The organism is Myxococcus sp. CA005 (genome assembly GCF_006518205.1).
In the GTDB taxonomy this organism is placed as follows: Bacteria; Myxococcota; Myxococcia; order Myxococcales; family Myxococcaceae; genus Myxococcus; species Myxococcus xanthus.
In genome coordinates, this window is sequence record NZ_SRLV01000045.1 from 1 (window position 1) to 19,928 (window position 19,928).

Genomic DNA, 19,928 nt, shown 5'->3' on the forward strand with positions numbered 1-19,928 from the left:
AGGGGTCCCACCCGTTCCCATCCCGAACACGGAAGTTAAGCCCTCCAGAGCCGATGGTACTTCGCGGGAAACCGCGCGGGAGAGTAGGTCGCTGCCGGATTCTTTTTGAGAAACCCCCGGTGTCCCTCGTGGACACCGGGGGTTTTCTGTTTTGGGGCGTATTGGGTTTCCGCGCGTCACCGCGGGCGCTGGGCCTGGCGCCGCGTGCGCAGCCGGCGCACGGCCCCCACTGCCAGCAGGGCCGCCGTCGTGGCCAGCGCCAGCAGGTGCTCGGCTCGCGCCGCCCCTTTCGCCACCGCGTCCACGCTGTGCGAGAAGGCGTACCAGGACGATGGCGCCACGCCCCCCGGTGGTCCTCGTGGGACTTGCCAGCGGGGAGCGCTTTGCCCTCACCGGGGGAGGGATGGGGTGTGGAGTCATGGACCAATGCCCGCTCCCCAACAAGGGTGGCCGTCCGGAGATCCTCACCCTCGGCCGCAGCGGACTCACTGTAACCGTCCGGTGGGCGTCGTTCCGGGAGGTTTGATTGCGGACGAGGACTGTGTTCGGCGAGCGCCACGAAGAGCGAGCTGTTCAGGGACTGGGCTGGAGGACTGAGTCAGGCGGCTCGGCGACGCGTCGACATTTCCACTCGTGGGGTAGCAGCTCGCCGATGCGGGAGTTGGGATGCGTCTGCGCGCGCAGCAGGACGTCGGTTAGGTACGTCTCGGGGTTGACGCCGTTGGCCGCGCAGGTGGCAACCAGGGCGTAGAGGCCCTCGAGGTTTTCCCCGGCGGCCTCGTGGCCGACGAAGAGAAAGTTCTTACGGCTCAGAGCCGCCTTCCGCAGCGCCGCTTCCGCGCGGTTGTTGTCGAGAGGAAGGCGCTCATTCTCGATGAAGCGCGTGAGGGCCTCCCACTGCTTCAGCGCGTAGGAAATGGCTTGGCCCAGCGGACTCTTGGGCAGGTGGCGCGGCGCCTGCGTTTCGAGCCAGACGTGCAGTTGCGTGAGGACGGGGGCGCTGTGCAGTTGACGCAGCTCGCGGTGAGCGGCGGTGCGCACCAGCGACATGAGGCCGTCGATGGACTTGCGCATGTCCACAGGCCCTGTGGCCAGCACCACCCGCACCGAAGCTGGGAGGGCAAACACCGCCTTACCGCCCCAGCTCCGCGACGAGCCGGGCCACGTACTCGACGTCGGTGCCCACGGAGAATCTCACGCGAGCTCCGCTCGCCGTTACCACCTCGAGCAGCACCGTGCTCGGCCGCGACATGCCAGCCACCTCCACCGGTAGCAGGCGCACCGGTGCTGCCTGGCTGCCACGCTGGCGTCGCGCCGGTACACCCACGACTGCAATGTGCTCAGCCGCACGCCTCGCTGAGCGGAGAACTCCTTCTGCGTCTGCCCACTGGCCTCGAACGCTTCCGCGACGCGGACCCACTCCTGCTTCTCCACCTGCTTCGACATGCCCGAAAGCGTCCGCCGCTACCGCCACCCCGGCAAACCCTCACGGCACGTCGTTGGCCGGACGGTTACGCATCCCGGGTCACCGGGCTGGAGGATATTCGAGCGAGGTGAGCGGCTCTTGGCTGATACGGCTCCGTGCCGCTTTAATCGCGTGAGCCGGTGAACTCCGGCAGCAGGAACTCGTCCGCGGCGGGCGCCTTCTCGATGAGGTCCAGCTCCACGAGCTGCTGGGCCAATTGCTCCCACCGCTGGCGGTTCATCGTGCCCAGTCCTCGGGCTCGCGTCTCCTCCGTCTCGATGAGCGGCTTCTGTGTCTCGGCCCCCTCCGCGAACGTCTCCGCGTCCATCGTCGTATTCAGCTTTCCCATCACCGCGTTGGTGGGCCCCGGGTTGTCCAGGTAGGTCCGCCACCCCTCGCGCACCGCCGCCACGAAGGACTTCACCCGCTCGGGCTGTTCCTTCCAGTACTGGCGCCGCGTGATGACCACGGCGAGGTACGGGTTGAAGCCCTCCTCGGCCACCAGGAACACCGTTGGCGTGGCGCCCTGCCGCTTCGCGGCGATGGGCTCGGCGGTGACGAAGCACTGCTGGGCGAAGTCCTTGTCCGCCAGGAAGCGCGCGACGCCCCCGTCGTAGGGCACCACCTTCACCTTGTCGAAGCTGTACTTCTTCTTGAGGAAGGCCACGTAGGAGAGGCCCGGCTCCAGCGCCACTGTGCCCGAGGACAGCACGTCCGCGATGTTCTTCGCCCCCCGAGATGCGTGGGCCATGATGGCGTGCGGAGACGTCTGATACACCGCGAACAGCGGAATCACGTCCAGGCCTCGGGCCCGCGCGACGAGGAGCTCGTCGGCGCCGCTGATGCCGAACTCCACCTTGCCGGTGGCCACCATCTGCGGCACGGGGGCGCCGGCTCCGCCGCCGAGGATCTCCGCCTCGAGCCCATGGCGGGAGAAGGCCCCCGACTCCCGCGCCGCATAGAAGCCGCCGAATTCGGGCTCCGGCACCCAGTTGAGCGCGAGCCGCACCTTGGCCGGGGCGTCCGCCTTCGGCGGGGCGGTGCTGGCCCCCGTTGCGGCCTGGGAGCCCTGCTTGGGCTCCTCCTTCTGGCGCGAGCAGGCACCCGCGGCCACGAGAAGCACCGCGCAGCCCAACAGTTTCAAGAGGCGTCCGCTCACGTCCAGCTCCTTTCCAGGCGATTCATGTTCCCTGCGCCGACGGGTGCCAGCGCCGCAGCAGCCGGGCGCCGGTGAGGCTCACGACACCGAACAACACCAAGCCCAGCCCCGAGGCCGCCAGCACCGCGGCGAACAGTAGATCCGTGCGCAGTTGACGGTACGCGGCCAGGACGAGGATTCCCAGCCCCGCGGTGCCCTCGGAGAAGCCGGCGACGAACTCGCCGACGATGGCGCCGATGACGGCCAGGCCCGAGGCGATGCGCAGCCCCGTGAACAGGTGTGGCATCGCCGCGGGCAGCTCCAGCTTCCACAGCGTGGCGAGCCGCCGCGCGCCATAGAGGCGGAACATGTCCCGGAGCGAGGGCTCCACCGAGCGCAGCCCGGTGAGCGTGTTGGCGATGACCGGGAAGAGCGAGACGATGAAGGACGACACCGCGACGGCGCGAGGGCCCGGGCCGAACCACAGCACCAGCAGCGGGGCGATGGCCACGATGGGCACTGTCTGCAGGAAGAGCGTGTAGGGGTAGAGGGCGCGCTCCACCATCCGCGAGGAGGCCAGGAGGACGGCCACGAGCACCCCCAGGACCGCGCTCAACCCGAAGCCGACCAGGGCGGAGCGGCCCGTGGTGACCGCCGCGCCGAGGAGCGAGGAGGCCTCCTGGGCTCCCGCGGCACCAATGGCCGAGGGCGGAGGCACCAGCCAGCGCGGAACCTCCAGCAGGCGCACCGTGCCTTCCCATAGGGTCAGCAGGACGACGAGCGCCACCAGCGGAGGGACCGCAGCGCGAAGGGCTGAGCGGTTCACCAGCGCTCTCCTTGTTCCAGGGCCTCGTTGAGCAGGCGGGCCTCGCGGGCGAAGGACGCCTCTGTGCGCAGGGACGCGCTGCGCTCACCTGGCAGCTCCAGCGTCCGATCCAGCACCACGCGCGCGGGACGTCGCGACAGGACCACGGCTCGCTCGGCCAGGTAGGCGGCTTCGGAAATGGAGTGGGTGACGAAGAGCACGGTCATCCCCAGCTTGCGCCACAGCGCGCGGAGTTGATCATCCAGCCGGCCGCGCGTCAGCTCGTCCAGGGCGGCGAAGGGCTCGTCCAGCAGCAGCAGCCGGGGGTGGGTGACGAGCGCGCGTGCCAGGGACACGCGCATGCGCATGCCGCCAGACAGCTCCGCCGGAAAGCGGTCGGTGGCATCACCGAGCCCCACCTGCTCGAGCACGGCGCGCGCGGCGGCCTGCCGCTCCGGTTTCGACACACCGGTCAGCTCCAGCGGAAGCGCCGCGTTGTCCAGCACCGAGCGCCAGGGCAGCAGGTGCGCGTCCTGGAAGACGTAGGCGATGGGGGCGCGCTCGCCCTGGGTTCGCTCCAGCGTCGGGGTGAAGGAGATGTGCCCGGCCTCGGCGCGGTCCAGTCCGGCCACCAGTCGCAGCAGCGTGGACTTGCCGCACCCGGAGGGACCGAGCAGCGCCACGAACGAACCGGGCGCCACGTCCAGGTCCAGCCCCGACAGCACGGCGATGTTGCCTGGGAAGGTGCGGCTCAGGCCCTCGACCTTCACGCGAACGCCCCCACTTCCGGAAATGGGGGGCAGGGGAGAGAGGGGATGGAGGCCAGGAGGCGCCATGGAAGGAGTGTTTCTAACCGTCCAGCCCTCGGGAGGCGAGCGCGGAGTCAGGAGCAATCCTCAACGGTCAGTCCCTCGCATGCGCGTACTCGGCCTCTGGAAGCTCGCCGCCCGTCCGACGCAGGTGCACCCGGTCGAGCGTGACGCCCTCGGGCAGGCCCGACTCCACCTGCTTGAAGACGTACTCGGTGACGCGCTCGGCCGTGCAGTTCACCGTCTTGAAGTAGGGGTGCTCGTTGATGTTCGTGTCATGCAGCTCCCGGCACACCCGAACGATGATGTCCTGGAGATCCTTGAAGTCGATGATGACGTCCCAATGATTCAGCGCTCGCGCCTTCACCCAGACGCGGACCCACCAGTCGTGCGTGTGCAGGGGCTCGCGCTGGCCGTCCGGGAAGGTGACTGCGTGGGATGCTTTGAATTCAGCCGTGAGGCTCAAGTAGTGCATCGCGGTCCACTTCGAAGTCGTGGTGGTAAGATCCTGGTGAGCGGCCCTCAGCGAGCACACGCCATGATACCGCCTCCGGAGCCGGCTTCGACGGCCCGCTGAGTAAGGGAGCAGGCAGCTCGAATCGAGGCTGTCGCCACGGAGTTCTTCCGAGCAGGGCCCCGCCAGAGGGCTCCAGGTGCCGACACGACGGCGCCTCGCCTGGCCCGTGCGCTTGCGTTGGGCGCCGGCCTTGACGAATATATGCATGGATGTGTATATGCATGTTCATGCAACTTGACGTCTTCCAGGTGCTCGCCGACCCGACGCGCCGCCGCATCGTCGAGACCCTTCGGTACGGTGAGCAGCAGGTCAGTGACGTCGTCGAGAAGGCCGGAATCCATCAGTCAGGTGTCTCGCGGCATCTGCGCATCCTGTCGGAGTCGGGCTTCGTCTCGATGCGGCCGGATGGGCAGCGTCGCCTCTACGCCTTGAAGCCGGAGCCGTTTCAGGAACTCGATGGGTGGCTCACCGGGTACCGGCAGCTATGGGAGGCGCGCCTCGATCGCTTCGGAGCCGCACTGGAGAAGAAGCAGCAACAACAACAGACTCGCCGAGTCGAAGAGAAGGGGCAGCGGAAATGAGCAACGAGAAGGCGAAGGTCGTCATCGAGCGCACCTACCGGGCAGGAATCGAGGACATCTGGGCGCTCTGGACCACGAAAGAGGGCTTCGAGTCGTGGTGGGGACCACAGGGCTTCCGTGCCGCGGTGCACGAACTCGATGCACGCGTAGGCGGCGCCCTTCGGTACGACATGATTGCCGACTCACCGGAGATGATCGCCGCGATGAAGCAGATGGGCCAGCCGACCTCTCACGCGACCCGTTCCCGCTTCACCGAGGTGGCGCCACATTCGCGACTCGTCCTCACGAACGTCATCGACTTCCTCCCCGGTGTCGCTCCCTACGAGAGCAAGATCGCCGTGGACTTCCTCCCTAGCGGCGACGGCGTTCGGATGGTGGTGATGCTGGACGCGATGCACAGCGAGGAGTTCACGAAGATGCAGCAGGAAGGCTTCACGAGCCAGCTCACGAAGCTGGACTCGCGCTTCGCCTGATTGGACGGTGAGAAGTCCCGAATCGAATCCATCACGGAGCGCAGTTCCACTCGCTTGAGGGGTTCGGTGGGAGTCCTCAGTTTGCTTCAAGCCTGCTGCGCCCCGGACGGGCCGTTCAGCCCCGTCCGGAGCGCCGGTGAATCACTCCGCCCAGTAGCTGTCCGTGTACACGCTGAATCCGGACTCGGTGTCGACGAAGAACGTCGCGCCGTGGCCGCTCCAGGGGTCACGGGCGTAGCCGTAGGAGCAGCCGAAGAACGAGCGGCCCTCAATCAGGGTGTTCAGGTTGGCCAGACCGGCGGCCTTCACTTCCGGGTCCAACGTTCCGAATCTCGCGGCAGCGTTGACGAACGCCTCGACATGGGCGCGAACCTCGGCGGCGTCAGCATTCGTCCCGCGGTGGTTATGCGGTTCGGACACCCGCTCCGTCCTTTCGCCGAAGCACTCAGTGATCTGGAAGTTGTAGAACCGGCCGTTCATGTTCTCCCACCAGTCGAAGTGGCGTGCCATGAACACACCACCGTGCGGCCGCGGCACGTTGTTCACCGCGTTGATGAGCGCCTCGAACGGACGGCTCAGCGTGGCCGCGTTGCGGAGGTTGCGGAAGCTCACGTCGGCGATGCCCGTCGTGTTCGCGATGGCGTCCGCGTTCGTGAACGGGCGCTGGTTGCGCAGGTTCAGCGCGCCGTTCCAGGCGTAGGGGAGGATGTCGTGCAGTTCGGTGGAGCTGATGCTGTTGACCAGCGACACGATGGCGACCGCGTCATCCTGCGACAGGGCCAGCCCATCCGCGATGCCGTAGCAGTCCGCGTCGATGTAGTCCTGGCTCCGGGCGCCCTGCTCGATCTGCTGCAGACGCGCCGGACCGACCAGCGCCACGGAGGAGATGTCCGCCAGGGAGACGAACTGCGAAACCGCGCGCCGGTTGACCAGGTTGTGGACGACGTTGCTGGGCAGATAGGCGTCCAGCGTGTTGAACGTCGCTTCATTGACGAACTGGAGAATGCCCTGGCACTCGGTGGCAACGTCCACGTCAGCCTCCGTCAGCAGCCCCTGCTGCTGCTCCTGGGGCTGCTGCGTGGACGTTTCGGTTTCGCTCGGACCACAGCCAACGAGCAGACCGGCGGCGAGGAAGGCAGATCCAACATAACGACGCATCGGGGGAACTCCTGCTAGGGGGGACAATGAAGTGAGACGCCTTTAATACATCAAACTTGAATGTTCCTGGCAATCCGGATTCATGTTTGTGCCGTGTCACAAATTTGTTCCCAGGACTGTGCACTCCAAGTGTGGAAAGGGCCCTCTTCCCGTCGCGATAGGGTGCATGTCTCCCTCTGAAACGACCCTGGGCGTCCCTTGCCCGATGCCGTGGTTTTTCGGCCTCCCAAGGCGTGGATGGCTGATGAGGGATTGGACGTGTTTGGCGTCTGTTTTCAACGTGACACGTCGCTTTGGGCTACAGCGGATGAGTCATTGCGTGTGCTGCCGAGGGGCGAAGGAATGGGATGGGTGCGAGGCATGTTTTTCGTGAATAGCCCGTGATATGCTCTCCGGCATGGGGAACACCAGTCCGATTCGTCCTGGAGTCGCGCCTCGCCCCGCCGTGGCGCCATCCGCGTCTCGCGTTCGGGATTCGGTGGCCACGCCGCCATCGGCGCCTGAGAGTGCTGCTCGGCAGCCGCCGCCATCCAGGGACCGCTTCGAGCCACCGCGTTCAGCCCCTCTGGTGAATCTCTCCGGTCAAGGTGCCGCTCCATCCGGCGGACAGCGCCAGCGGGCCCTGGAGGTCACGCGGCAGAGTCCCCCGGGTTCAGTCGGGGCGGCCATCCGGCCCTTGCTGTCGGGGGCTGTGGGGATGCTGGGCACGGCCGGGCATGCCGTGGGGGCCTTGCCGGGCGCCGTGGTTCACGCCGTGCCCTTCGTGGGCCCCGCGCTTCAAGCCTCTGGCGTGACGAGGCCGCTGACGCGACTGGGGCCCGCCGCGGAGGCCTACGCTCGCGAGTTCGGCACAGGCCAGGTGGGGGACTTCTACGCGCAGCAGCGAGAGTTGCTCAGCCAGCCCGCGACCGAGGCCAACATCGCGGAGTTCGCTCGGCGCGAGACGGAGTTCTTCCAGCGCGATCCTTCCGCCGAGGCTCGGGCCTTTGGGGCCATGTTCAGCGCGCAGGACCGTGCGGCCCTCATCGGGCTCAGTGCGCGTGTGCAACGTCAGTTCCCTTGAGGAGGGGCTGGCTCAACGCTCAGCGCGTGTTCCCCTCGGGCGTGACGTCCGGGGGGCGCGGCGGCGCCCAGTCCCAGGCGACCACGGCCCATTCGTCCGTCGCGTCCCGGTAGGTGTGGATCGTCTCGAAGCCGACCCGCTCGTGCGCGCGCAGGGAGCGGAGGTTCCGCACGGAAATCTCGGTGACGATGAGGTCGAACTGATCTCGGAAGTGGTCCCGGTGCTGGTGGTAGAGCCGGTCGAACAAGCCCTGTCCCCGGTGCGCCTTGTCGATGCAGATCTGCCCCATCACGTAGAAGCGGTAGTCGCGCAGCGACTTGCTTCGGAACTCAAGCGAATCGAGGAGCGCGAACATGGGCTCCAGGACGGGGGCCAGCGCGCGGGCCTCGCGCGGCATCGTCAGGGCGTAGGCCACCAGCACTCCATCGTGGCGGGCGACGATGCTGGGCGCCATGGCGTGCATCTGCTCCAGTGCCGGCAGGTCGTGCTGAACCGTGACGAAGCCCTGTGAGCGCATCTCGTCCGCGGACAGCGCCTGCTTCAGGTTCTTCTGTTGCAGCGCCAGGATGTGCTCCAACTCGTCCTGGTTCCGCACGGCGGCGACTGTGTAGGTGGGCTTCATCGACAGCAGGATATGCCGCAGCGGTGCGCCTTGCCGAAGCGACGCGGGGTGCGGGCAGGCGGGCGACAGGAGCTGCGCTTCAGTGACGCGTAGGACAGTGGGCGGGGCTCGACGTGGCGGGCCGCGTAGGGGGAAAGGCGGGGCCATAGCAGGCGCCCTTGTGGACATACCCATCCTCGTCACAGTCCTTCAGGTTATCGACGGCCAGCTTCACCCAGCAGCCACCGTTGATGGGGACTTGGAGCTTGCGTGGGCACCGTCCTGATGCGTCTGGCCGGGTCTGCCCCGGAAAGGGGCGGGGTGGCATCTCCAGGGCGATGGTCGACCATGCAACGGGGGCCTGGATGGGAGATGCCGGAGCCGCGAACACACTGTCTCCCACCGCCACCGTGCCGCCGTCAGTTGCCTCCACGGACATCGCAGTCGGCATGGGAGCGACTTCGACTGCGGCTCCCGCGCGAGGCCGCCAGCCGAGACTCAGTACCAGGGGGCCTCCAAGTCCGATGATGGCCACCCATGGCCACCGGGGTCGTTGGGCCCGATGGCGGACGGAACGTTCCTTCCACTGCGCCGATGCTCGGGAGTGAAGGGCACCTCCCACCATGAGTGGCACATTCGACTCCGAGCCCGCCCGTGCCACCGCGGAATCCAGAGCCTCCGCCAGCTCGCGTGCGCTGCCTCGCGCATGGAGGCTTGGGGCGAGCATCTGCGACACCAACGCGCTCAACTCCGGGCAGCAGTGCCCATTCGTGTCTCGCGGGGATGGGGCCTGGGCTCGCTCGGTGTGCCAGAACCTGGACTCCGCCACGTCAGGATGCGTCGACGGTGGATACCGCCCCGTGATCATCCGGAACGCGGTGACGCCCAGGGCGAAGACGTCATCCGCCTGTCCCGGCGCATACGGAGGCGCGGAGTTACCCGCCGCGAAGCGCCATGCTTCAGGGGAACGATAGGCCGGCGTCCCTGGTGGAAACGGCGAGCTCGTCTGCGTCGCGGCACCCACGTAGTGACTGGAACCGAAGTCCATGAGGAACGCCTGCCCGTCGGCCTCGCGTACCAATACGTTGTGTCCTTTGACGTCCCGGTGCAGCCCCCCGGCCGCGTGGGTGGCTTCGAGCGCCCGCGCCAGCCTCGCGAGCAGGGCCATCACCTGCCGCGACGTGGGACGGTGCTCGCTGGCCCAATCGTAGAGTGGTGTGCCCTCCACCCAGTCCATCGCGAGGTAGGGGTGGGGCGGTCCCTTGGCGGGTTGCCAACGCCCGCTCGCTCGCAACCGGGGAACGGCGGGGTGGTGGATGCGGGACAGCAGCTCGGCCTCGCGCGCGAAGCGTTCGTCCCGGGCATGCAGGGCCAGCTTGAGGGCCACGGTGTGCGTGCCCGTGATGTGCCGGGCCCGGTAGACGGCGCCGTAGGTACCTCGGCCTCGCAGGTCCATGAGGCGCCACGGGCCCACCCGGGTTCCGGGTGGAAGTCGGGCCGGATTCAGGAAAGGGAGCCCCATGCATGCAGAGGCTACTTCCTGAGTAGTCAGTTTGCACCGGAATCTGTCAGGTCAATGTGGCTCGCTGGGAAGAAATCTGGAAGGCGCAGCGCGCGAAAAGCGACGCAACCCGTGGCCGCGGGGCGGCGGTTGCCGCGCGCCTCACTTGCCATCACCTTGACGCAATGTGCCGATGCCGGGTGGAGTGTCGGCCTGGTCTCCTTCCGGGGGAGGGCGTGTTCATGGCGAGTGTGGTGCCTGCTTACGCGGAGTGGTCCAATCTGGAGCGCCGAATCCGGGCGCTCGTTCCCGAGGCGTTCGACCCGACGGGCCGAGTGCTCAACCTCATCGCGGGTGAATGGGGGCATCCCGGAAAGGGGAAGCCCTACCTGTCCCCGGTTGACGGCACCGTCCTGGGCCGCCTGCCCATGATTGATGCGAACACCGCGCGCGTCGCCGCGAGCGCCGCCGCCGCGGAGGCACGGACCTGGGCCCACCAGGACCTCGATGCGCGCAAGGAGCGCGTCACCCAGTGCCTGTCCCTGCTGCGTGAGCAGCGCGAGCTGTTGGCTCTCATCCTGGCCTGGGAGATTGGCAAGCCGGTGCCACAGGCTCGCGTCAGCGTGGACCGCTGTATCTCTGGCGTGGAGTGGTACGTCTCCCAAATCGAGCCCATGGTGGAGGGCCGCCGTCCGCTGGGGCTCATCTCCAACATCGCTTCATGGAACTACCCACTGTCGGTGCTGGTCCACGCGGTGCTGGTCCAGGTGCTCGCGGGCAACAGCGCCATCGCCAAGACGCCCACGGATGGTGGTCTCTACTCGCTGACGCTCTGCATGGGGCTCGCGCGCCGCTGCGGGCTGCCTGTGTCGCTCATCAGTGGCTCGGGCGGACAGCTCAGCGACGCGCTGGTGCGCAATCCGGAGATCGCCTGCCTGTCCTTCGTGGGCGGCAAGGCGAACGGGCGGGACATCGCCGCCAGCCTCTATGACCGCAACAAGCGCTACATGCTGGAGATGGAAGGGGTGAATGCCTACGGCATCTGGCACTTCAGCGACTGGGACGGGCTGGCGAAGCAGCTCAAGAAGGGCTTCGAGTACGGCAAGCAGCGCTGCACCGCGTACCCGCGCTTCGTCGTGGAGCGGAGCCTGATGCCGCGCTTCCTGGAGACGTACCTGCCCGTCGTCTCCGCCCTGAAGGTGGGGCACCCGCTGCTGGCGGAGTCACCGGATGGCGAGCCTCCCGCGCTCGACTTCGGCCCGCTCATCAACAGCCAGAAGGTCGAGGAGCTTCACGGCCATATGAGTGAGGCAGAGGGCCGCGGCGCCGTGCCCCTCTTCGCCGGGCGGCTGGACGCGGAGCGCTTCCTGCCGGACCAGGACGTCTCCGCGTACCTGGCCCCGCACGCGCTGCTGCACGTGCCGCGCAACTGCAAGCTCTACCACGGCGAGCCCTTCGGCCCCGTGGACACGCTGGTCGTCGTGGACAGCGAGGAGGAGCTCATCGCGGAGATGAACGTGTCCAACGGCTCGCTGGTCGCCTCCATCGCCTGCGACGAGCCCGACACGTGCAAGCGCGTCTCCACCGAGCTGCGGGCCTTCAAGGTCGGCCACAACGGGCCGCGCTCGCGCGGAGACCGGGACGAGGTCTTCGGCGGCATCGGTGGTTCGTGGAAGGGGTGCTTCGTGGGCGGCAAGTACCTGGTCCAGGCCGTCACCGAGGGCGAACCCGGCGAGCGGCTGCACGGCAACTTCCACGACTACACGCAGCTCCCCGACACGCGCTGAAGCGGGCTCATCGTCTGCTCGGGCGTCTGGCGCCGCGCACCTCGGCCGCGAACAGTTCCGCGGCGGGCGTGCGCGGCGCGCCTTTTCGCCACAGGAGCGCCGCAAGTTCGGCCCGGGGCGCAGGGGAGAGCCGCTTCACCGCCAGCCCCGCGGCGTCCGCGAGTTGAGGCTCCGGGAGCACCGTCACCGCGAGCCCCGCGCGAACGGTGGCCAGCACCGTGGCCACGGCGTTCGACTCCAACGCGACATGCGGCGCAATCCGGATGGCGGCGAACCAGGCATCCACGCGGGCTCGCACGCGCAACCCTCGGGAGAGCAGCGCGAAGGGCTCCTGGGCCAGGGGCTTCGCGCCCACGGTCTCCAGCTTCGCCAGGGGATGTCCCTTGGCGACCACCAGCGCCAGCTTGCTGTCGAAGACGGGCTCCGCCTCCAGGTCCGGTGAGCGCGCGGGGGCGTAGCCCAACCCCACGTCCAGACGGCCATCCGCCAGCCGCCGCTCCACCCGCCGCACCACGGCTTCCTCCGCGCTCAGCACCAAGCCCGAGTGCCTTCGCAGCACGGCGGCGAGCGCGGGCAGCACGACGCCTCGCATGCTGGGCGGGTAGCCCACGCGCAGGGCGCCGGTGGTGAGGCCTCGCAGCGCGCCCACGGCGACCCTGCCCGCGTCCACGTCCTCCAGCGCTCGTGATGCGTAGGTGCGGAACAGCTCGCCCGCCTGCGTCAGGCGCACGCCGCTCCGGGCGCGCTCGAAGAGGGGCGCGCCGAGCTCCTCCTCGAGCTGGCGAATCTGCTGCGACAGCGTGGGCTGTGAGACGTGGACGCGCCTGGCGGCCCGCCCGAAGTGCAGGGTGTCCGCGACGGCGGAGAAGTAGCGGAGGTGGCGCAGTTCCATGGCGTCATCATAGGCATTGCCTATCGAAGCCATGGGAACAAACGAATGTACCAATCATGGCCCGCGCGTAAGTGTTCTCCCATCGCGAGGTCGTGAAGGAGGCACCCGATGAAGGCGGCAGACCTGTTCGTCAAAGCGTTGGAAGCGGAGGGCGTGCGCAGCGTCTTCGGGCTTCCGGGAGAGGAGAACCTGGACGTCATCGAGGCCATGCGGGCCGCGGGCATGCGGCTGGTGCTCACCCGTCATGAGCAGGCCGCGGGCTTCATGGCGGCCACGTATGGGCGGCTCACCGGCCGCGCGGGCGTCGTTCTGTCGACGCTGGGGCCCGGGGCGACCAACCTCGTCACGGCCGCCGCCTACGCACAGCTTGGCGCCATGCCCATGGTGATGGTCACCGGGCAGAAGCCCATCCGGGCCGGCAAGCAGGGCCACTTCCAGATTGTCGACGTGGTGGGGATGATGCGCCCCCTGACGAAGCTGACGCGCACGCTCGTGTCGGCGGAGCATGTCCCTTCGGCCGTGCGTGAGGCGTTCCGCCGCGCCGAGGAGGAGCGCCCCGGCGCGACGCACCTGGAGCTCCCGGAGGACGTGGCCCGGGAGTCGACCGACGCCGTGCTGCTGGCGCCCAGCGCCCATCGCCGGCCCGTGGCGGATGAGGCGTCCATCGCGCTGGCCGTGGAGGCGATTGCTTCCGCTCGCCGGCCCTTGCTCATGATTGGCGCGGGCGCCAACCGCAAGCTCACGTCGGAGATGCTGCGCGTCTTCGTGGACAAGACGGGCATTCCCTTCTTCAGCACGCAGATGGGCAAGGGCGTCGTGGACGAGTCGCATCCCCTGTGGCTGGGCACGGCGGCGCTGTCGGAAGGGGACTTCGTCCACCGCGCCATCGAGGCCTCGGACTGCATCATCAACGTGGGCCACGACGTCATCGAGAAGCCGCCGTTCTTCATGCGCGACAGCCGCCGCACGGTGGTGCATCTCAACTTCTCTTCGGCGGCGGTGGACCCCGTGTACTTCCCGCAACTGGAGGTGACGGGCGACATCGCGAACGCGGTGTGGCGCATCGGTGAAGGGCTGGGGCCTCGCGCGCACTGGGACTTCGTGCCCTTCGAGAAGTTCCGCGCAGGACTCGAGGCGCAGCTCGCGCACGGAGGGGATGACGACCGCTTCCCCATCTACCCCGCGCGGCTCGTCGCCGAGCTACGGCGCGCGCTGCCGGACGACGGCATCGTGTGCCTGGACAACGGCATGTACAAGCTGTGGTTCGCTCGCTACTACCGCACGCGCCGGCCCAACACGCTGCTGCTCGACAACGCGCTGGCGACGATGGGGGCAGGGCTGCCTTCGGCCATCGCGGCGAAGCTGGTGCATCCCCGCCGGAAGGTGGTGGCGGTCTGCGGAGACGGCGGGTTCATGATGAACTCGCAGGAGCTGGAGACGGCCGTTCGGCTGGGCCTGGACCTGACGGTGGTCGTCGTGCGCGACGACGGCTACGGGATGATTCGCTGGAAGCAGGGGGAGATGGGCCTGCCGGACTTCGGCATGGCGCTGGGGAACCCGGACTTCGTTCGCTACGCGGAGGCATATGGGGCCCATGGCCACCGGCCGACCAGCGCGACGGAGTTCGGCGCGACGCTGGCTCGCTGCCTGGCGTCGAGCGGCGTCCATGTCATCGACGTGCCCATCGACTACTCGGACAACGCACGGGCGCTCGGCGCGGGCGCGGAGGAACTCGCCGCGCTCTGAGGGGGAACGGCGGTTCATGAACACTGGAGGAACACCATGCTGGCTGAACGTTATCCGTACTACCTGGCCAACCGGCCCCGGCAGCCCAACGCGGAGCTGGCCGTCACCCACAAGTACTCGGGCGAGGTCGTGACGCACGTCGCGGTCGCGGACGCCGCGGCTGTCGAGGAAGCCATCGCCGCCGCCGTGCGCGCCGCCGAGCCCATGCGGAAGCTGGCGCCGTACGCGCGGCAGGCGGTGCTCGAACACTGCGTGCGCCGCTTCCGCGAACGCGCGGAGGAGCTGGCCCTGGCGCTCTGCATCGAAGCAGGCAAGCCGCTGCGCGACGCGCGAGGAGAGGTGGACCGGCTCATCGACACCTTCAAGGCCGCCGCCGAGGAGGCCGTGCGCGGCGGGGGCGAGGTGCTGAACCTGGAGGTGTCGAAGCGCGCCGCGGGCTACCGGGGTTTCACCCAGCGCGTGCCGGTGGGGCCGTGCTCGTTCATCACCCCGTTCAACTTCCCGCTCAACCTGGTGGCGCACAAGGTGGCGCCGGCCATCGCCGCGGGCTGCCCGTTCATCCTCAAGCCTTCGGACCGCACGCCGGTGAGCGCGCTCATCATGGCGGAGATCCTGGCGGAGACGGAGCTGCCCGAGGGGGCATTCTCCGTGCTGCCCGTGCGGCTGGAGGACATCGGGCCGCTCATCGAGGACGACCGGCTGAAGCTGCTCTCGTTCACGGGCTCGGAGAAGGTGGGCTGGGAGCTGAAGGCGCGGGCGGGCCGGAAGAAGGTGGTGCTGGAGCTGGGCGGCAACGCGGCGTGCGTGGTGGACGAGGCGCCGGGCGCGCCGCTGGACTTCATCGCGGACCGGGTGGCGCAGGGGGCCTTCTTCCAGGCAGGGCAGAGCTGCATCTCGGTGCAGCGCGTGCTGGTCCATGCGTCGCTGTACGACGCGCTCCGGGAGAAGCTCGTCGAACGGGCGAAGGCTTTGCGGCCGGGTCATCCGTCGGACGAGGCCACGACGCTGGGGCCCATGATTGACGAGCCCGCGGCGCGGCGCCTGGAGGGCTGGATTCAGCAAGCCGTACAGCGTGGAGCGCGGGTCCTCGCGGGTGGCGGACGGCGGGGCTCGGTGCTCGATGCCACGGTGTTGGAGGGGGTTCCAGAGGATGCATCGCTGAGCAGCGAGGAGGCCTTCGGTCCGGTCGTCCTGCTCCAGCCCTTTGACAGCTTCGACGAGGCTCTGGCCCAGGTGAACAGCGGGCGCTTCGGACTCCAGGCGGGCCTCTTCACGCAGGACCTGTCGCGGGCGATGAAGGCGTGGGACGAACTGGAGGTGGGCGGAGTCGTCGTGGGCGATGTGCCGAGCTTCCGCGTCGACACCATGCCCTACGGGGGCGTGAAGGGCTCAGGCATCGGCCGCGAGGGCGTGAAGTACGCCATCGAGGACATGACGGAGCTTCGGCTGCTGGTGCTGCGTCAGGCGTGAGCGCTCGGAGACGCTCCCTTCAAAAGGGGACGAAGCAGTCGCGTGCGAAGGGGCATGCACCCACTTCAGTGAGATGAGTCGACGGGCCAAGGACCCCGCGGAGACCGCGGGGCCACGGGCGCCACGTCGAGTTTCAGACTCGGTGACGACCTTACGTGCAGCCTTCTTCGGAGCGCTGCTTCGTGAAGTAGAAACCACCCACGGGGGGAACGTCTTCCCCGCGCGCGCTCAGCTTCGAGGCGTGAGCAGCACCGAGCCCGAAGCAGGCATTGCCACCTCGAGCCGCGTCCCCTCGGAGCGGATGGGGATATCTCGTTCGCCCAGCAGGTCCTTCAGGGACGTATGCTTGGCCAAGCTTGCGTAGGCCTGGGGAGGGACAGGCGCAGCGTCCTGGCGGGCCCGAAGTTCAGCACGACGAGCGCGGGCTCGCTCGCTCCGTCCTGATGGCGCAACGCGGCGCCGCCTCCGGATTCTTCCTTCGCGTTGACCTGTGGCGGCGGGACGGCTGCTGGCGATATGAGACACTGCGTCAGTTACCGCACCCATGGACGAGAAGCGCTACCCCATCCCGGCCGGGCTCCACCGGGTGGAGCAGGACATCCAGAAGAGCCGCTTCATCACCACGGCCGCCCATGCGCCCACCGTGGAAGAGGCGAAGGCCTTCATCGCCCGCGTCCGCGAGGAGTTCGCCGACGCCACCCACAACTGCTGGGCCTTCGTCGTCGGGCCTCCGGGCTCCACCGCCCAGGTGGGCATGAGCGACGACGGCGAACCCCATGGAACGGCCGGCCGGCCCATGCTCACCGCCCTGCTCCACGGGGGCGTGGGCGACGTGGCCATGGTCGTCACCCGGTATTTCGGCGGGACGCTGCTCGGGAAGGGCGGGCTGGTGCGCGCCTATACCGCTGGCGTCCAGCAGGCGCTCGAAAGCCTCCCCACCACGGAGCGTGTGCGCAAGACGCGACTGGCCGTCGAGGTGGAGTACACCCACGTCGATGGGTTGCGCCGCCTGCTGCCGTCCTACGAGGTGCAGGTCCTGGCGGAGGAGTATTCGGCCACCGTGGGATACCGGCTGGAGCTGCCCGTCACCCAAGTGGAGGCCCTGCGGACCGCGTTGAACGACCTGACCTTGGGACAGGTGCTCGTCGAGCCGCTCGATTCGGACGATTGACCCTGGGCCACGGAGGGGAGAGCCTGCGGCCCGATGAGCGCTGGACCCGACCTCTTCTCCGCCTCTGTCGACGTGAATCGCTTCGCGCCCCTGGCGGAGCGGATGCGGCCTCGCACGCCTGACGAGTTCATCGGCCAGTCCCACCTGCTGGGCCCGGGCCGTCCGCTGCGCCAGCTCATCGAGCGCAAGGCCATCGTGTCCTCCCTCTTCTGGGGGCCCCCGGGCGTGGGCAAGACGACGCTCGCGCGGATGATGGCCACCGGTGTGGACGCGGAGTTCGTCATCCTCTCCGCCGTGTCGGACGGCATCCCCCGCATCCGCGAGGTGGTGGCCGAGGCCGAGCGCCTGCGCAACCAGTACAGCCGCCGCACCGTCCTCTTCGTCGACGAAATCCACCGCTGGGCGAAGAACGTGCAGGAGCAGGCGCTGCCCCACGTGGAGAGCGGCCTCTTCGTCCTCCTGGGCGCCACCACGGAGAACGTCAGCTTCGAGGTTCGCCCCGCGCTCGTCAGCCGGTGCCGCGTGTTCCAGCTCAAGGAACTCACCGTCGCGGACATCCAGTCGGCGCTGACGCGGGCGCTCGGTGATTCGAAGCGGGGCTTGGGCGCGCGCAACCTATCGGTGGGGGAGGGGGCGCTGACGCTGCTGGCGAAGGGCGGCGTGGGCGACGTGCGCAAGGCGCTGGGCGCGCTGGAGCTGGCGGCCAGCCTCACCGCGGACGGCGCGGAGATTACGCCCGAGACGGCGCGCGAGGCAGTGGGCACCAGTCTGTCCCGTCACGACAAGGACGGCGACCAGCACTACGACTTGCTGAGCGCGCTGCAGAAGTCGTGCAGGGGCTCCAACGTCCAGGGCGCCGTCTTCTGGGCGGCGAAGCTGCTCCAGACGGGCGACGTGGCGTCACTGTGGCGACGGCTCAAGGTGATTGCCGTGGAGGACGTGGGAATGGCGATGCCGGAGGCCATCAGCGTCGTGCGTGACTGCGAGGAGGCTTTCCACGCCATGGGCATGCCGGAGGGGCGCATCTGCGTGGCGCACGCCGTCGTCCTGCTGGCCACGGCGAAGAAGAGCAACCGTGCCTATGCGGCGCTGGACGCGGCGCTGGCGGCGCTCCAGGAGCATCCCAACGCGGAGCCTCCGCTTCACATCCGCAACGCGCCCACCGAGCTGATGAAGGAGCTGGGACACGGCAAGGGCTACCAGACGCCCTGGAACTTCAAGGACCACTACGTGCCCGGGCAGACGTACCTGCCCGCCCCGCTGGAGCGTTCCGTCTTCTATCGCCCGAGCAAGGAAGGCTACGAGGCGGAGATTCACGAGCGCATGAGCCACTGGTGGCGCGAGGACAAGGCGTCCCGAGGCGAGTAGGGCAGGCAGCCCCCGCGGGCTGGATTCTGCCGTCCGGTGCGCAATGCTCCTGGGCAGTAGTGCCGGTTGTTCATCCAGAGACGCCCTCCCAACTTGTTGCTCAATGAGCACACGGCGGTTCGCCGTCTCAGAGGGGGAATCATGATGAACACTCGCAGGTCCACGTTGGTGCATGGTGTGTTGTCCGCGGCGGTCGCGGTCCTCGCTGTTCCGGTCGCCAGGGCGGCAACGCCGCCCGCGCCTCCGGCTGACTGCTCAGTGGCGGGCGGCTACACACAACGCAACCTCGTGGCCAACAGTCCGGCGCTTGGCGCCGAGCATGTCGATCCGCACCTCGTCAACGCCTGGGGGCTGGCCTTCAACCCGATGGGCATCGCGTGGGTGGCGAACGAGGGCACGGGCACCTCAACGCTGTATGACGGCAACGGGGTTCAGCAGTCCCTCGTCGTGGGCATCCCCGCGCCGCCAGGAGTGACTGAGTCGGGAGAGCCCACCGGCGTGGTGTTCAATGGCTCGGAAGCATTCGTCGTGACAGGGACAGGTGTCTCGGGGCCCGCTCGCTTCATCTTCGCCACAGAGGAGGGCGTCCTGGCCGCCTGGGCACCTGCGGTGGACGAGGCCTCGGCCAAGATCGTGGCGGACAACTCCGCGATGGGCTCTGTGTACAAGGGGCTGGCGATGGCCGGCACCGGAGCGGACGCGAAGCTGTACGCGGCGGACTTCCGGAACGGTCGAATCGACGTCTTCAACTCCAGCTTCACGCCCATGCCGATGCCGGGCGCCTTCGCGGACCCGTCTCTGCCCGCCGGGTACGCGCCCTTCAACATCCAGGACATCGAGGGCACCCTCTATGTCTCGTATGCGCAGCAGGACAAGGAGCGTACGGATGATGTCCCCGGCGCGGGCGCGGGCTACATCAACGCCTTCGACATGAATGGGCAGTTGCTGCGGCGGTTCGCTTCTCAGGGCGCGCTCGATGCGCCGTGGGGAATGGCCCTGGCGCCGGCGGGCTTTGGGCAGTTCAGCAACCACCTGTTGGTGGGCAACTTCGGGGATGGCGCCATCAACGCGTATGACCCTGCCTCCGGCGCCTGGGCAGGCGCGCTCACTCGGCCGGACGGACACCCTGTCAAGGTCGACGGACTCTGGTCCTTGCACTTCGGCACTGGTGTGCAGGGCCTACCCGCCGAGACGCTCTTCTTCACGGCGGGGCCCGCGGACGAGGAGCAGGGACTCTATGGCCGGCTCGACATGACGCCCGTGTGTCCGCAGGGCGGCCTGCCCCCGTGGAAGGCGCCTCACGAGCCTGAGGCGCAGTGAGCGGGATGCGGGCATGGCGGCGCGGGCCGGAGCACGGTGCTCCGGCCCGCGCTGTCACGTGAG

20 protein-coding genes, 1 rRNA gene and 1 pseudogene are annotated in these 19,928 nt (G+C 68.4%); 10 read left to right on the forward strand and 12 right to left on the reverse strand.

Annotation, left to right across the window (positions count from 1 at the left end):
• A 5S ribosomal RNA gene (rrf, locus tag FMQ63_RS20420) occupies window positions 1–100 on the forward strand; the annotation flags it as partial.
• Between the two features lie 76 nt (window positions 101–176).
• On the opposite strand, the gene FMQ63_RS20425 is transcribed toward rrf, so the two are convergent.
• The 7 genes and pseudogenes from FMQ63_RS20425 to FMQ63_RS20450 form a co-directional block, all read right to left on the reverse strand.
• Window positions 177–341 carry a hypothetical protein gene (locus FMQ63_RS20425; protein WP_011552888.1) on the reverse strand — a complete coding sequence of 55 codons (165 nt, stop codon included), beginning with the start codon at window positions 339–341 and terminating at the stop codon, window positions 177–179.
• Between the two features lie 232 nt (window positions 342–573).
• Window positions 574–1,035 (reverse strand): annotated as a pseudogene (locus FMQ63_RS20430) (transposase); the annotation flags it as partial.
• A 97-nt stretch (window positions 1,036–1,132) separates the two neighbouring features.
• A complete protein-coding gene (locus tag FMQ63_RS38070) occupies window positions 1,133–1,327 on the reverse strand; it encodes a hypothetical protein (protein ID WP_228556456.1) in 195 nt (64 codons plus the stop codon).
• Between the two features lie 262 nt (window positions 1,328–1,589).
• Complete coding sequence (locus tag FMQ63_RS20435; protein WP_011552892.1) at window positions 1,590–2,624, reverse strand: ABC transporter substrate-binding protein; 1,035 nt, start codon at window positions 2,622–2,624, stop codon at window positions 1,590–1,592.
• Between the two features lie 22 nt (window positions 2,625–2,646).
• Window positions 2,647–3,429, reverse strand: coding sequence for an ABC transporter permease (locus FMQ63_RS20440; protein WP_011552893.1), 783 nt, complete (start codon window positions 3,427–3,429; stop codon window positions 2,647–2,649).
• A complete protein-coding gene (locus FMQ63_RS20445; RefSeq protein WP_011552894.1) occupies window positions 3,426–4,244 on the reverse strand; it encodes an ABC transporter ATP-binding protein in 819 nt (272 codons plus the stop codon). The genes FMQ63_RS20440 and FMQ63_RS20445 overlap by 4 nt, the downstream gene beginning before the upstream one ends.
• A gap of 67 nt (window positions 4,245–4,311) precedes the next feature.
• Window positions 4,312–4,692: a 6-carboxytetrahydropterin synthase gene (locus FMQ63_RS20450; protein WP_020478814.1), complete on the reverse strand. Its 381-nt coding sequence runs from the start codon at window positions 4,690–4,692 to the stop codon at window positions 4,312–4,314.
• Window positions 4,693–4,943: 251 nt separating this feature from the next.
• Here FMQ63_RS20450 and FMQ63_RS20455 point away from each other — a divergent pair, with 251 nt between their 5' ends.
• Both FMQ63_RS20455 and FMQ63_RS20460 read left to right on the forward strand, forming a co-directional pair.
• Window positions 4,944–5,315 (forward strand): helix-turn-helix transcriptional regulator, encoded by a 372-nt coding sequence (locus tag FMQ63_RS20455; RefSeq protein ID WP_011552896.1) that lies wholly within the window; start codon window positions 4,944–4,946, stop codon window positions 5,313–5,315.
• The gene (locus FMQ63_RS20460; RefSeq protein ID WP_011552897.1) at window positions 5,312–5,788 is read left to right on the forward strand and encodes an SRPBCC domain-containing protein; all 477 of its coding nucleotides are present in this window, start codon (window positions 5,312–5,314) and stop codon (window positions 5,786–5,788) included. Before FMQ63_RS20455 ends, FMQ63_RS20460 begins: the two co-directional genes overlap by 4 nt.
• 141 nt (window positions 5,789–5,929) lie before the next feature.
• Here the strand turns inward: FMQ63_RS20460 and FMQ63_RS20465 are convergent, their stop codons facing one another.
• Window positions 5,930–6,946, reverse strand: coding sequence for a hypothetical protein (locus FMQ63_RS20465; RefSeq protein WP_011552898.1), 1,017 nt, complete (start codon window positions 6,944–6,946; stop codon window positions 5,930–5,932).
• A 676-nt stretch (window positions 6,947–7,622) separates the two neighbouring features.
• On the opposite strand from FMQ63_RS20465, the gene FMQ63_RS20470 reads away from it, so the two are divergent.
• Complete coding sequence (locus FMQ63_RS20470; protein WP_228556457.1) at window positions 7,623–8,009, forward strand: hypothetical protein; 387 nt, start codon at window positions 7,623–7,625, stop codon at window positions 8,007–8,009.
• A 19-nt stretch (window positions 8,010–8,028) separates the two neighbouring features.
• Here FMQ63_RS20470 and FMQ63_RS20475 read toward each other — a convergent pair whose 3' ends face one another.
• The gene (locus FMQ63_RS20475) at window positions 8,029–8,631 is read right to left on the reverse strand and encodes a GNAT family N-acetyltransferase (RefSeq protein ID WP_011552900.1); all 603 of its coding nucleotides are present in this window, start codon (window positions 8,629–8,631) and stop codon (window positions 8,029–8,031) included.
• Window positions 8,632–8,710: 79 nt separating this feature from the next.
• Entirely contained in the window at window positions 8,711–10,066 is a 1,356-nt protein-coding gene (locus tag FMQ63_RS20480) for a serine/threonine-protein kinase (protein ID WP_020478812.1), read from the reverse strand.
• Window positions 10,067–10,353: 287 nt separating this feature from the next.
• Between FMQ63_RS20480 and FMQ63_RS20485 the strand changes: the two genes are divergently transcribed.
• On the forward strand, window positions 10,354–11,898 hold the full coding sequence (locus FMQ63_RS20485) for an aldehyde dehydrogenase family protein (RefSeq protein WP_011552902.1): 1,545 nt from the start codon (window positions 10,354–10,356) through the stop codon (window positions 11,896–11,898).
• Between the two features lie 7 nt (window positions 11,899–11,905).
• Here the strand turns inward: FMQ63_RS20485 and FMQ63_RS20490 are convergent, their stop codons facing one another.
• Complete coding sequence (locus FMQ63_RS20490; protein WP_011552903.1) at window positions 11,906–12,790, reverse strand: LysR substrate-binding domain-containing protein; 885 nt, start codon at window positions 12,788–12,790, stop codon at window positions 11,906–11,908.
• Between the two features lie 108 nt (window positions 12,791–12,898).
• Here FMQ63_RS20490 and FMQ63_RS20495 point away from each other — a divergent pair, with 108 nt between their 5' ends.
• On the forward strand, window positions 12,899–14,536 hold the full coding sequence (locus tag FMQ63_RS20495; RefSeq protein ID WP_011552904.1) for an acetolactate synthase large subunit: 1,638 nt from the start codon (window positions 12,899–12,901) through the stop codon (window positions 14,534–14,536).
• A 36-nt stretch (window positions 14,537–14,572) separates the two neighbouring features.
• Complete coding sequence (locus FMQ63_RS20500) at window positions 14,573–16,006, forward strand: aldehyde dehydrogenase family protein (RefSeq protein ID WP_011552905.1); 1,434 nt, start codon at window positions 14,573–14,575, stop codon at window positions 16,004–16,006.
• A 228-nt stretch (window positions 16,007–16,234) separates the two neighbouring features.
• On the opposite strand, the gene FMQ63_RS38455 is transcribed toward FMQ63_RS20500, so the two are convergent.
• On the reverse strand, window positions 16,235–16,360 hold the full coding sequence (locus FMQ63_RS38455) for a hypothetical protein (RefSeq protein ID WP_255509271.1): 126 nt from the start codon (window positions 16,358–16,360) through the stop codon (window positions 16,235–16,237).
• 190 nt (window positions 16,361–16,550) lie between these two features.
• Here FMQ63_RS38455 and FMQ63_RS20505 point away from each other — a divergent pair, with 190 nt between their 5' ends.
• The 3 genes from FMQ63_RS20505 (at window position 16,551) to FMQ63_RS20515 (ending at window position 19,865) form a co-directional block, all read left to right on the forward strand.
• The gene (locus FMQ63_RS20505; protein WP_011552906.1) at window positions 16,551–17,177 is read left to right on the forward strand and encodes a YigZ family protein; all 627 of its coding nucleotides are present in this window, start codon (window positions 16,551–16,553) and stop codon (window positions 17,175–17,177) included.
• Window positions 17,178–17,210: 33 nt separating this feature from the next.
• A complete protein-coding gene (locus tag FMQ63_RS20510; RefSeq protein WP_011552907.1) occupies window positions 17,211–18,545 on the forward strand; it encodes a replication-associated recombination protein A in 1,335 nt (444 codons plus the stop codon).
• Between the two features lie 141 nt (window positions 18,546–18,686).
• The gene (locus FMQ63_RS20515; protein ID WP_225909942.1) at window positions 18,687–19,865 is read left to right on the forward strand and encodes a TIGR03118 family protein; all 1,179 of its coding nucleotides are present in this window, start codon (window positions 18,687–18,689) and stop codon (window positions 19,863–19,865) included.
• Window positions 19,866–19,928: the final 63 nt, after the last annotated feature.